Annotated in this window: 6 protein-coding genes and 3 pseudogenes; 6 read left to right on the plus strand and 3 right to left on the minus strand. The window is 47.5% G+C overall.

Annotated elements, in window-relative coordinates:
• Positions 1 to 94 precede the first annotated feature (94 nt).
• From JCM16496_RS01810 to gcvT, 4 genes and pseudogenes are all read left to right on the plus strand, one after another.
• Positions 95 to 2254: pseudogene (locus tag JCM16496_RS01810) on the plus strand (glycoside hydrolase family 97 protein).
• A 189-nt stretch (positions 2255 to 2443) separates the two neighbouring features.
• A complete protein-coding gene (locus JCM16496_RS01815) occupies positions 2444 to 3856 on the plus strand; it encodes an amidophosphoribosyltransferase (RefSeq protein WP_025831911.1) in 1413 nt (470 codons plus the stop codon).
• Between the two features lie 252 nt (positions 3857 to 4108).
• The gene (gene pepT, locus JCM16496_RS01820) at positions 4109 to 5332 is read left to right on the plus strand and encodes a peptidase T (protein ID WP_025831913.1); all 1224 of its coding nucleotides are present in this window, start codon (positions 4109 to 4111) and stop codon (positions 5330 to 5332) included.
• Positions 5333 to 5363: 31 nt separating this feature from the next.
• The gene (gcvT, locus tag JCM16496_RS01825) at positions 5364 to 6449 is read left to right on the plus strand and encodes a glycine cleavage system aminomethyltransferase GcvT (protein ID WP_025831915.1); all 1086 of its coding nucleotides are present in this window, start codon (positions 5364 to 5366) and stop codon (positions 6447 to 6449) included.
• Between the two features lie 94 nt (positions 6450 to 6543).
• On the opposite strand, the gene JCM16496_RS01830 is transcribed toward gcvT, so the two are convergent.
• Together JCM16496_RS01830 and JCM16496_RS01835 are read right to left on the minus strand one after the other, a co-directional pair.
• Complete coding sequence (locus JCM16496_RS01830; RefSeq protein WP_025831917.1) at positions 6544 to 8067, minus strand: M48 family metallopeptidase; 1524 nt, start codon at positions 8065 to 8067, stop codon at positions 6544 to 6546.
• 177 nt (positions 8068 to 8244) lie between these two features.
• On the minus strand, positions 8245 to 8496 hold the full coding sequence (locus tag JCM16496_RS01835) for a type B 50S ribosomal protein L31 (protein ID WP_005835945.1): 252 nt from the start codon (positions 8494 to 8496) through the stop codon (positions 8245 to 8247).
• Positions 8497 to 8684: 188 nt separating this feature from the next.
• Between JCM16496_RS01835 and JCM16496_RS01840 the strand changes: the two genes are divergently transcribed.
• Together JCM16496_RS01840 and JCM16496_RS01845 are read left to right on the plus strand one after the other, a co-directional pair.
• A complete protein-coding gene (locus JCM16496_RS01840; protein ID WP_025831922.1) occupies positions 8685 to 9692 on the plus strand; it encodes an endonuclease/exonuclease/phosphatase family protein in 1008 nt (335 codons plus the stop codon).
• 719 nt (positions 9693 to 10411) lie between these two features.
• Positions 10412 to 11421: pseudogene (locus JCM16496_RS01845) on the plus strand (class II fructose-bisphosphate aldolase).
• Between the two features lie 201 nt (positions 11422 to 11622).
• On the opposite strand, the pseudogene JCM16496_RS01850 reads toward JCM16496_RS01845, so the two are convergent.
• Positions 11623 to 13412: pseudogene (locus tag JCM16496_RS01850) on the minus strand (glycoside hydrolase family 13 protein).
• Between the last annotated feature and the right edge of the window lie 73 nt (positions 13413 to 13485).

The raw sequence follows: 13485 nt of genomic DNA on the forward strand, positions 1-13485 counted from the left end.
GCCGACAAATCATCATCATTTTAGTTTAATTGCGTCAGAGCGTATTTCTTTCCTGCCTATATTTGCATCTGGAACATAATTTTATAAATATAGCATGAGAAACATGAAAGCAATCTGTACAAAATTAGCCTGCTTCCTGCTCGTTTTGTTGGTGAGCGGCGTAGCAATGGCAGAGAGTATTACCTCTCCCAACGGACAACTTCAATTGAATTTTTCGGTAAATGCGCAAGGCGAACCCGTTTACGAACTTTCTTACAAAGGAAAGCTGGTGATTAACCCTTCCAAATTAGGACTCGAACTGAAGAACGACCCCGGTCTGATGAATGGCTTCACGTTGGCGGATGCAAAGACTTCCACTTTCGACGAGACTTGGGAACCGGTATGGGGTGAAGTAAAGCAAATCCGTAACCACTACAATGAGCTGGCTGTGACGCTCAACCAAAAGGCGCAGGATAGGAACATCATTATCCGCTTTCGTTTGTTCGACGATGGTATGGGCTTCCGCTATGAATTCCCTTTGCAGAAGAACCTGAACTATTTCGTGATTAAAGAGGAGCGTACTCAGTTTGCCATGACTGGCGACCACACTGCCTTTTGGATTCCGGGCGACTACGATACGCAGGAATATGACTACACAGAATCCAAACTTTCTGAAATCCGCGGCTGATGAAAGGGGCCATTACGCCTAACTCTTCGCAAACCCCGTTTTCGCCCACCGGTGTTCAGACTTCTTTGCAGATGAAGACTGCTGATGGTTTGTACATCAACTTGCACGAAGCTGCTTTGGTGGATTACTCTTGCATGCACTTGAATCTGGATGATAAGAATTTCGTTTTTGAATCTTGGCTTACTCCCGATGCAGTAGGCGATAAAGGTTATCTGCAAGCTCCCTGCACGTCACCGTGGCGTACGGTTATCGTAAGCGACGATGCCCGTGACATCCTTGCCTCTAAAATCACGCTGAACCTGAACGAACCTTGTGCTTACGAGGACGTTTCCTGGATTAAGCCCGTGAAATACGTAGGTGTATGGTGGGAAATGATTGCAGGTAAGAGCACCTGGCATATACAGACGACCTTCCCTCCATCAAACTGGGTGATGTGGACTACTCCAAAATGAAGCCCAACGGCCGTCACGGTGCCACTAACGAAAATGTAAAGAAGTACATCGACTTCGCAGCCGAGCACGGTCTGGACCAAGTATTGGTAGAAGGCTGGAATGAAGGCTGGGAAGACTGGTTTGGCAAATCCAAGGATTATGTATTCGACTTTGTAACTCCTTATCCCGATTTCGACGTGAAGATGCTGAATGAATATGCAAAGAGCAAAGGCGTGAAGCTGATGATGCATCATGAGACATCCGGTTCGGTGCGCAACTACGAACGTCACATGGACAAGGCCTATCAGTTTATGGTGGATAATGGCTACAATGCAGTGAAGAGCGGATATGTAGGTAATATGATTCCCCGTGGTGAACATCATTATGGGCAATGGCTGAACAACCACTACCTCTATGCCGTGAAGAAGGCTGCCGACTACAAAATTTGCGTGAATGCGCACGAAGCTGTACGCCCTACCGGTTTGTGCCGTACTTATCCTAACTTGATTGGCAACGAATCTGCACGAGGAACTGAATATGAGGCATTTGGTGGCAGCAAACCGTTCCATACCACATTGCTTCCATTCAACCGCTTGATTGGCGGTCCGATGGATTACACACCGGGTATCTTCGATACCAAACTCGACTTTATGGGCGATTTGCCCCACGGACAAGTGCAGACTACACTTGCCAAGCAACTCGCTCTGTATGTAACTTTATACAGCCCGTTGCAGATGGCTGCCGACTTGGTTGAGAACTACGAAAAGCACATGGATGCTTTCCAATTCATCAAGGATGTGGCAGTAGACTGGGACGACAGCAAGTACATTGAAGCAGAACCGGGTGATTACATTACCGTGGCCCGTAAGGCAAAAGGAACCGGCAACTGGTTTGTTGGCGGTATTACAGACGAGAATGCACGTACAGCCAACTTTACGCTCGACTTCCTTGAACCGGGCAAGCAATACGTAGCCACTCTCTACGCCGACGGTAAAGATGCTGATTATAAGGAGAACCCTACTTCTTATCAGATAAAGAAGGGTATCGTAACCAGTAAGACCAAAATGTCCGTGAAAGAAGCGCGTAGCGTGGTTTTGCATTGAGCTTGATTGAAGCGACTCCGGCTGACAAGAAAGCTGTGAAGAAGTGGAGATAATTTAGGGTAGAAAGAGTTTTTATTAGGCATTAGTGAGGCCCCGCAGAAGTCCAATCTCTGCGGGGCTTTTTATTTCCCCCTCCCCAACAAGTTTTTTTTAAATGTATAGATAGAAAATGACACGAACAAAAAAACTTCTTTGTACCTTTGCACCCGTTAATTTTAGAAACCAATAACAAAACAGAACTTATGGGAGGTTTTTTCGGAACAGTCGCCAAGGCAACAAGCTGTGTGGCGGATTTGTTTTACGGCACAGATTATAATTCACATTTAGGGACAAAACGTGGTGGGTTGGCTACATACGATGCAGAAACGGCGCAGTTTACCCGTTCCATCCACAATCTGGAAAGCACCTATTTCCGCACGAAGTTTGAAGATGAACTGGACAAGTTCAAGGGAAATTCCGGAATAGGAATCATCAGCGATACAGACCCTCAACCCCTTATCCTCAACTCCCACCTTGGCCGCTTTGCCATTGTAACGGTAGCCAAAATCGTGAATCTGCAAGAACTGGAAGCAGAACTGTTGGCTCAGAACATGCACTTCGCCGAACTCAGTTCGGGCAAAACCAATCAGACGGAACTTATTGCCCTCCTTATCATACAAGGAAAAACATTTGTCGAAGGAATTGAAAATGTGTATAAGCATATCAAAGGTTCCTGCTCCATGTTGTTGCTGACAGAAGACGGCATCATTGCCGCCCGCGACCGCTGGGGACGTACTCCGATTGTGATTGGCAAGAAAGACGGAGCGTATGCCGCCACAAGTGAGTCGAGCAGTTTTCCGAATCTTGGTTATGAGATAGACCGCTATCTGGGTCCCGGAGAGATTATACGGATGCGTGCCGATGGTGTGGAACAGATACGCAAGCCTGATGAAGGAATGCAGATATGCTCCTTCTTATGGGTATATTACGGTTTCCCCACTTCCTGCTACGAAGGTAAGAATGTGGAGGAAGTGCGTTTTGCCTCCGGTTTCAAGATGGCACAGACAGATAAGTCAGAGGTGGATTGTGCCTGCGGCATTCCCGATTCGGGTGTAGGCATGGCACTTGGATATGCTGAAGGTAAAGGAGTTCCTTATCATCGTGCCATCTCCAAATATACTCCGACTTGGCCTCGTAGTTTTACTCCCAGCAAGCAGGAATTGCGTTCGCTGGTGGCAAAGATGAAGCTGATTCCCAATCGTGCCATGCTCGAGGGTAAGCGTCTGCTGTTCTGTGATGACTCTATTGTCCGGGGGACCCAGTTGCACGACAATGTGAAGGTACTGTATGAGTATGGTGCCAAGGAGGTGCATATCCGGATTGCTTGTCCTCCATTGATATATAGCTGCCCGTTTGTAGGATTCACGGCTTCCAAAAGCGACATGGAACTGATTACCCGTCGTGTCATCAAGGAGCTGGAGGGTGACGAGAATAAGAATCTCGATAAGTATGCCACTACCGGCTCACCCGAATATGAAAAGATGGTGGACGTTATCCGCGAGCGTTTCGGACTTTCATCCTTAAAGTTCAATACGTTGGAAACTCTGGTTGAGGCTATCGGATTGCCTAAGTGTAAGATATGTACGCATTGTTTTGATGGTAGCAGCCATTTTTGATTGACATTTTGTCCTTAAGGAATAAAAAAGGGGCGTGAATTGCTTGGCAGTTCACGCCCCTTTTTTTATCTTTACAGCGAGTTGTCAATGCGTCAATGTGCTAATGTGCTAATATGCTAATGTGCCAATTGGTTGCGCTGTGGGCATAGGCATGACTATCTTCATTAGCATATTAGCACATTAGCATATTGGCATATTATCACATTGGCATATTATCACATTGGCATATTATCACATTAAATCATTATTATCATGACTTTAGTAGAACGTTTTTTAAAGTACGTAAGCTTCGATACTCAGTCCAGTGAAGAGACTGAGGTTACTCCGAGTACTCCGGGACAAATGGTGTTTGCCCGGTATCTGAAAGAAGAATTGGAAACTTTGGGTCTGGAAGAAATCACGTTGGACGAAAATGGTTATCTGTTCGCCACTCTTCCTGCCAATACAGACAAGCCGTTGCCCGTTATCGGCTTTATTGCCCACATGGATACAAGCCCCGATATGAGTGGCAAGAATGTTTCTCCGCGTATCGTGCAGAATTATGACGGTAAGGACATCGTTCTTTGCGCCGAAGAGAATGTGGTTCTTTCTCCTGCCCAGTTCCCCGAACTGCTCGACCATCAAGGGGAAGATTTGATTGTGACCGACGGCAAGACCTTGCTTGGTGCCGATGATAAAGCCGGTATTGCCGAAATTGTATCGGCAGTGGTATATCTGAAGGAGCACCCCGAAATCAAGCACGGTAAAATCCGTATCGGCTTTAATCCGGATGAGGAAATCGGTCTGGGTGCCCATAAGTTCAATGTAGCGCAGTTCGGCTGCGAATGGGCCTATACCATGGACGGCGGAGAAGTGGGTGAACTTGAATTCGAGAACTTCAATGCGGCCTCTGCCAAGATAAGTTTCAAGGGACGGAATGTGCATCCGGGCTATGCCAAGAATAAGATGATTAATTCTATTCGCGTTGCCAACCGTTTCATGTCCATGCTTCCGGCTGACGAGGCCCCGGAGCATACCGAAGGTTACGAAGGTTTCTATCATCTGATAGGCATTACCGGCGAGGTGGAGCAGACAACAGTCTCTTACATTATCCGTGACCACGACCGCGCCCGCTTCGAAGAGCGCAAGAAGGAGATGGAACGCCTTGTGGCAAAAATCAATGAAGAATACGGTCCGGGTACTGCTACTCTGGAACTTCGCGACCAATACTACAATATGCGCGAGCAGATTGAACCGGTGATGCATATCATCGACACCGCTTTTGCCGCCATGAAGGCGGTAGGTGTAGAGCCTCGTGTAAAAGCCATTCGCGGAGGTACGGACGGTGCCCAGCTCTCTTTCAAGGGGTTGCCTTGTCCCAATATCTTTGCCGGTGGCTTGAACTTCCACGGCCGCTATGAGTTCGTGCCTATCCAGAACATGGAGAAAGCCATGAACGTCATCGTCAAGATTGCCGAGCTCGTAGCCAGCAAATAGATAATTCATAACTCATAACTCTAATAGTTCCATGAAAACCACTCCGTTTACCGAAAAACACATCTCGCTGGGTGCCAAGATGCACGAGTTTGCGGGATATAATATGCCTATCGAGTATTCCGGCATCATTGACGAGCATCTCACAGTATGTCAGGGTGTCGGTGTATTCGACGTCTCACACATGGGAGAATTCTGGGTGAAAGGTCCCCATGCTTTGGACTTTCTGCAGAAAGTGACCTCCAATAATGTAGCTGCCCTCACACCAGGGAAAGTACAGTATACCTGCTTCCCCAATGACAACGGAGGCATTGTAGACGACCTTCTGGTCTATCATTATGAGCCGGAGAAATACCTGCTTGTCGTGAATGCGTCGAACATTGAGAAAGACTGGAACTGGTGTGTGTCTCATAACACGGAAGGCGCTGAATTGGAAAATGCTTCCGACCACATGGCACAGCTTGCTGTGCAAGGACCGAAGGCTATTCAGGCGTTGCAGAAGCTGACTTCCATCAATCTTTCCGACCTTCCTTACTATACTTTTACCCACGGTGAGTTTGCCGGAGAAAAGGATGTCATTATCTCTAATACCGGATATACCGGCGCGGGTGGTTTTGAGCTTTACTTCTATCCGGAGGCTGCCATGAAGATTTGGGATGCCGTGTTCGAGGCAGGCGCGGAGTTCGGCATTAAGCCAGTTGGTCTGGGTGCGCGCGATACGCTTCGTCTGGAAATGGGCTTCTGTTTGTATGGCAATGATTTGGATGACACCACTTCGCCCATTGAAGCGGGTTTAGGATGGATTACCAAGTTTGTGGAGGGAAAGAACTTCACCAATCGCCCGATGCTGGAAAAACAGAAAGCGGAAGGCACTACCCGTAAGTTGGTGGGATTTGAAATGATAGACCGCGGTATCCCCCGTCATGGTTACGAGCTGTATAGTACAGACGGTACTGCCATCGGTGTGGTTACCTCCGGAACTATGTCGCCTACCCGTAAGATTGGTATCGGAATGGGGTATATCAGACCCGAATACAGCAAGGTCGGTACGGAAATCTGTATTGACATGCGGGGACGTAAGCTGAAAGCTGTGGTTGTGAAGCCACCGTTCCGCAAATAGTAATTTGAATGAATAACTAAAATAAGAAGAATGAAGAATTTGTCATGCGGCATCATCGCGCAGTCAAATTCTTCATTCTTAGTTATTCCTTTCTCTATATTCTGCTTATCCTATCCAGCATTTGGTTTGCCCAACCTATCTCTTTATTAGTCCATTCCTTTTCGGTTCCTTCTATGCCCTGGCCTTCGTAGTCCGAAAGCAAGGTGATGTATTCTTTCAGTATATCGGCGGCTTGGGCTTGTTTGTTCATGCGCATCAATAATAGTATTTTTTGTTTATATATGTCCAGATTGGGGCTTGTTCCTGCCATCTCCTGGGCTTTGTCAAGCATGGCGAGGCAGCGGTTGTTCACTTCTTCCGTATTGGACAGTGCCATTTCCGCTTTTACCAGGATGATGTAGTCGTTGTCCGTGGCTAGTCTGTTGTCAATGTTCTTGCGTATCAGCCGGGCGGTTTCCTTATAGCGCTTGTTGGCGTAGTTCATACTTGCGTTGAAAGAAACGACATCGCTGGTGGTCCGTAGGTAGGGGCGAGCACTCAGGCTATGGGATTCACCGGCCTTTTCTATACGCTTTTGCAGGTCGCCGATGCTGCCGTAGCGAGGAATGTCCTTACTGCGTTGGTGCAGGTTGTAATACCCTATAATTTTACCGAGAGCCGATGCGATTCCGTCGGGATTATAGCCCTTGAATGCCAGAAGTTGGCGCGCAAGGTGGTCCGAAGAGATTTCCTGGGAAGTTTTGTATTTCATTCCCAACCGGTCCGTTGCCGGAATGCTCAAAAGGGAGGCGATGGCTCCGATATCTGCCACCAGACTGACGGCATAAGCATCTTCATTATCGTCCCAGTAGGCCACATCGAGGGCTGTGCTGGCGGCAGTGGTAAAGACGTCTGCCCAGAAAGCCGCACGCTTGGCACGCCGCTCGGCACGGTAAATGTTGTTTACCTGATGGTCGAGGACGAAATGCCCCAGCTCACATGCGATGACGGCGGCCAGTTCGTCTTCGGAATCAAGAGTGCAGAGGAGGCCCGTACTGATAACCATGGAGCCGTTGGGAAGCATGAAGGCATCTGGTTCGGGCGACTGGATGACACGTATGTTCAGGCTCTCTCCACGATTGCTGTCGATGGTGGTGGCATTCAATTTGGAGAATATTCCTTGCACGTACGAGGTTATGTAGTCGTCTTGATAGGCTATCTCGTTCAGTTTATCGAGATAGTCCAGGCATTCTTCGTCGATTTCCTGGCGCAGTTTGTGCTTGTAGCCGCGGTCGTTGAAATATTCGTAAAGATGATTCTTCAGGTATATTTGCTGCCAGAATTCCCGGTCCGTTTCCGGAGCGGATATGGCAATGATACCTATCTCATCCGAAGGAATGGTCTCTTGTATGCCGTTCACTTCGACAGCATAGTAAATGTTGTCGCTGTTTTCGCCGGGATTGTTCATTTTGACAACCCGTCGGATAATGACCGGGGTACCGGCGGGAGATTGCTGGTACTCTTTTGTCAATTCTCCTTTGATGGCGATGTTTCCGCTTAAGTCCTTGTGCTTGGGGTTGGCAAACCCTGCCGTTGTGACAAGGATTGTCAGGATGAATAGGGTGGCGAGTCGTTTCATGATTTTGGTATGTTTTCGGTTTCGATGATACAAAAATAGGAAAGTGTTTTTCCCCTTTCTTGTTTTTTCCCCTATTCTGTGATAGGAGATTCCCTATTTATCGCTCAGCGGGAGGCGGAAACAAAAAAGGGAACCTTTCAGTGAAAGACTCCCTTTTTTCAGTTTGCTTGAAACTGATTATTTCTTACGGTTACCGTAACGGCTCATGAACTTATCAACACGACCGGCAGTGTCAACCAGCTTGGACTTACCTGTGTAGAACGGGTGAGAAGTGCTGGAGATTTCCAGCTTTACCAGCGGATAAGTTTCACCTTCGAATTCGATAGTCTCTTTCGTGTTGCAAGTGGAACGAGACAAGAATACATCACCATTTGACATATCTTTAAATACTACCGGACGGTAATTTTCAGGATGAATACCTTTTTTCATTTTGATATTTTCTTTTAAAAATTTATATTCTGTTACTATTTTGGTAATAAATAGTGTAATGGTCTTCTTTTCAGAGCGCAAAGATAGTGCAAGTTGGAGACTCTACAAAATAAATTCAGATTTATTTTTATTTAGTAGGTTTATCGCATTTTATTTCTGATTTTTGCAGGACTTAATCTTGTGAATTTATGAGGAAACTACTTGTCTTATGCTCTTTCTGGCTGTGCGTGGCAACGCTGGGGGCACAAAATGCGGAACGGAAACTGTATAGTGTTGCGTTCTACAATCTTGAGAACTTGTTTGATACGATTCATGATGCAGGTAAGAATGACCATGAGTTCCTGCCCGACGGCAGTTACCAGTGGACGGCAAAGAAGTATGAGTCCAAGCTGCAGAACCTTTCCAAAGTGTTGGGTTCCCTTTCGCGCAGTTTAGTGCCGGAAGGTCCGGCCTTCATCGGTGTGGCAGAGGCAGAGAACAGCCGGGTGCTGGAAGACCTCGTGAAGCAGCCGGCCATTTCCAATTATGAGTTCGTGCATTATGAAGGACCGGACAGACGGGGTATAGACTGTGCCTTGCTGTACGACCCGAAGCAGTTCAGCGTTACCCGCTCAAAGTTGGTGCTTTCTACTCCTTTTGAGGGGGATACGGTGCACTTGACGCGCGGCTTCCTGATTGTGGACGGACAACTGGCGGGAGAGCGTGTCTGCGTGATAGTGAACCACTGGCCCTCCCGTGGGGCAAAGTCACCGGTGCGTGTGCATGCAGCCAGGCAGGTAAAGGCCTTGAAGGACTCTCTGATGCGTAGCGACAAGAAGCTGAAGCTCATCGTGATGGGGGATATGAATGACGACCCGATGGATGAAAGCATGGAGGTGCTGGGTGCACGCAAATATCCGAAGCAGGTGAAGAAAGGCGAATTCTACAATCCCTGGTGGGAGACGCTGGAAGACAAGGGAGTGGGGACATTGCTCTATCGGGGCAAGTGGAACTTGTTTGACCAGATTGTCATTTCGAAACCGTTGCTGAAGGCAAAGAAAGGGTTGCGCTATGACCACAATGAAGTTTTCATCCGCGATTATCTGATTCAGCAGGATGGCAAATACAAAGGTTCCCCCTTGCGTACGCATGGGGGCAGGACTTGGCTGAACGGTTACAGTGACCATTTGCCGACCATCATCTATCTGAAAAATTAGAGCCTGTTTAAATTTTCTTGGAGCTTTTTTCTAAGAGTTGTTTTTGAGGATTTTTCTTCTTTCTCATGAGGAGCATAGCGGGCTATGTGACGAATGTGAAAGAAAAAAAAGACCAGAAAGAAACTTAGAAAAAGCTCATAAAATACTTTTTATAGTCGAACAGAACTGATTTGCGAAAAGAAAAGCGAATAGAGCGAGTATCTTAATTCCCCTCCTCTGGGGAGGAGGGGTGCCCAACGGGCGGGGTGGTAGGGAGCATAAAGTGATGAAAAATAGTACAGTGTGTATCGCTACCACCTCCCCCTACGTACTCACCCCCTCCACCTCCCCCGTTATCGGGGGAGAGCAACCTCCCCGGAGGAGGAGAAGTAAGTTACTCCGTATTTTTTCGCAAACCAATTCTGTTCGACTATAATAAAATCAAAACAGGCTCTTAGTATTACATAATAATGTGTAAACAGCCGTCGGAGAGCAAACATGGTCTCCGGCTTTTTTGTTGATAGGAGTATAGATGGCAAAAGTATGGCTGGCAGAGATAAATGCAAAGAGTTTGTAATATAGAGATTACAATAATCTGTTAAATGAAGCCAATAGCTTTAAAATAGAATGGATTTGATAGGATGAGCCGGATATTTTATTCCCCTCAAGTTCTTTACTTTAAAGGATTATGATTACTTTTGCGAAGAATTTTAATTCACTAACAATAAAATTTAAACAAAATGGTTAATTACAAAGATTTAGGACTGGTAAACACAAGAGAGATGTTTGCTAAGGCTATCAAAGGTGGATATGCTATTCCGGCATTCAACTTCAACAATATGGAACAGATGCAGGCTATCATCAAGGCTGCAGTTGAAACAAAGTCTCCGGTTATTCTTCAGGTATCTAAGGGTGCCCGTCAGTATGCCAACGCTACGCTGTTGCGTTACATGGCTCAGGGTGCTGTTGAGTACGCTAAGGAATTGGGTTGCAAACATCCTGAAATTGTTCTTCACCTCGACCACGGAGATACATTCGAAACTTGCAAGAGCTGTATCGACTCTGGTTTCTCTTCAGTAATGATTGACGGTTCACACCTTCCGTACGAAGAAAACGTTGCACTGACTAAGAAGGTAGTTGATTATGCTCATCAGTTCGACGTAACTGTAGAAGGCGAACTCGGTGTATTGGCAGGTGTAGAAGATGAAGTTTCTGCAGAACACCATACATACACTAATCCTGAAGAAGTTATTGACTTCGCTACCCGTACAGGTTGCGATTCACTGGCTATCTCAATCGGTACTTCTCATGGTGCATACAAGTTCAAACCCGAACAGTGCCACGTTGACCCTGCTACCGGTCGTCTGGTTCCTCCTCCTCTGGAATTTGCCGTTCTGGATGCTGTAATGGAGAACTTCCGGGATTCCCCATCGTTCTTCACGGTTCTTCTTCTGTTCCTCAGGAAGAAGTTGATACTATCAACAAGTATGGTGGTAAGCTGGAAGCTGCTATTGGTATCCCCGAAGAGCAGTTGCGTAAGGCTGCTAAGTCTGCAGTTTGCAAAATCAACATCGACTCTGACTCACGTCTGGCTATGACAGCTGCTATCCGCAAGACATTTGCTGAAAAACCGGCAGAATTCGACCCGCGTAAGTATCTGGGCCCGGCTCGTGACAATATGGAGAAACTGTACAAGCATAAAATCATCAACGTGCTTGGTTCAGAGAACAAGTTGGCTCAACTGGACTAATCGCAAGATAATCCGAATATAGTGTCAGCCCTTGCAATATTGGTGTTGCAAGGGCTGATTTGTTATAAGGCCGGTGAAAGGCATATCCCCGTGACACCTATTCCATACTAAAAATCCCTTGCAGATGGCTGGCAGGAGAGGTGTCTGCCAGCTATCTGCGAGGGAGATTTGCAAGAATGAGCTCTCTGTGTGGAGTGCGCGTTATAATTCTATCACTAATGATTCTCTGGGGCCCATCTTCAGCTCTTCACCGAAGGTGACGGTCTTTCCGCTCAGAATGTCTTTTCCTTGTTTGCTGTCTTTCAGGATTTCCTTGTAGAATTTCAAAGGAACGGTGGTCTCCGCATCCGTGCCGTTCAGCATCACGAATACCGTCTTGCCTTCGTACTGGCGTGCGTAGGCATAAACACCATTCTGTACCATGAACTGCACCATGCTGCCTTTGGCAATGACATCGTTTCCTTTACGCCAGTTCAGGATGGTCTTGTAGAAGTCGTAGCACTCGTTCTGTATCTTGGTACGTCCGGCTGGGGTCAGTGCGTTTGTTGCGTCACCGCTCCATCCGCCGGGGAAGTCCTTGCGTACATAGCCATCGCTCTTGCTCTTCACACCATTCATCATGACTTCCGTTCCGTAGTAGAGTTGCGGAATGCGGCGGGTGGTAAGCAGCAGGGTAGAGGCTTGCTTCAGCATCGGCAGATTGTCGCCTTCGCCCAGGAAGCGGTCGGTGTCGTGGTTTTCGATGAATGCCAGTACGGAAGCGGGGTTGGGGTAGAGGAAGTCGTATACGAAGTTATTGTATATGCGGTCCAGTCCCTTGAACCAAGTCTCGGTCTGTTCATTCTTGGCGGTGTTTATCTTGTCGAAGAAGCTGAAGTCCATAACTGTCTTGAGGTTACTGTTCTTGGGGGCTGATAGCTTGGAATCCTTCTGCCACCAGGCGGTGTAGGCGGGTTCGGTAACCCAGGTCTCGCCCACGGTGTTGTAGTTGGGATATTCTTCGTTGAGCTCTTTCATCCAGTTGCTCATGGCATCATAGTCGGCATACGGGTAAGTGTCCATGCGGATGCCGTCGATGTTGGCGAATTCAATCCACCAGAAACTGTTCTGTACCAGGTAGCGGTAAACGTGAGGGTTCTTCTGGTTGAGGTCGGGCATGGCGGTAACAAACCATCCGTCGTTCATCTGGTCGAAGTCATATTGGGATGTATAAGGGTCTACGTGCGGGGTCAGTTTGAAGGAAGTCTGCACGAAGTTATTCTCGTGGTCGGGGTTGTTGAACCAGTCTTTGGAGGGCATGTCCTTAATCCATACATGCTCTACGCCGCAGTGGTTGAAAATCATGTCCATTACGATTTTGATGCCGCGTGCATGGGCTTTTTCAATCAGTTGCTTGTATTCTTCGTTGGTGCCGAAGCGTGGGTCCACCTTGTAGTAGTCTGTGGTGGCATAGCCGTGATAGGAACCGCCGGTCATGTTGTTTTCCAGTACCGGAGTAAACCAGAGGCTGTGACGCCGAGGTCGGAGAAGTAGTCCAGGTGTTGTTCGATGCCGGCAAGGTCACCGCCGTGGCGTGCATTGGGGTCATTGCGGTCTACCTTGTACTCGGCCATGCCTGCAATCTGGTCATTGTCCGGGTTGCCATTGGCAAAGCGGTCGGGCATCAGCAGGTACAGTGCGTCGGAGGCGTCGAAACCTTTATGTTCGCAACCTTTCTTGTTGCGCGCCTTTAGTTCATATTCCTTTACGAGTTTCTTTTTTCCTTCGGTGAAGGTGAGGTTGAATTTGCCGGGTTTTACATCCTTGTCCAGTTTCAGATAGACCAGGAGGTAGTTGTTGCTTTCCAGCTTGACGGTGCTGCTCAATGAGACGCCGGGATAATTGACGGATACTGACGCGTTGCCGATGCCTTCGCCATAGACCATCAGCTGGAGTTCCGGGTTCTGCATGCCGGTGTACCAAAACGGAGGGTCGATTTTGTTCACATTCATAGCTGCATACGTACTGAGGGAGAGTAAGAGTGTTCCCAAGATTAAGAAAACTTTTTTTCATGATAGTAACTTT

This window comes from Bacteroides rodentium JCM 16496 (assembly GCF_000614125.1).
In the GTDB taxonomy this organism is placed as follows: Bacteria; Bacteroidota; Bacteroidia; order Bacteroidales; family Bacteroidaceae; genus Bacteroides; species Bacteroides rodentium.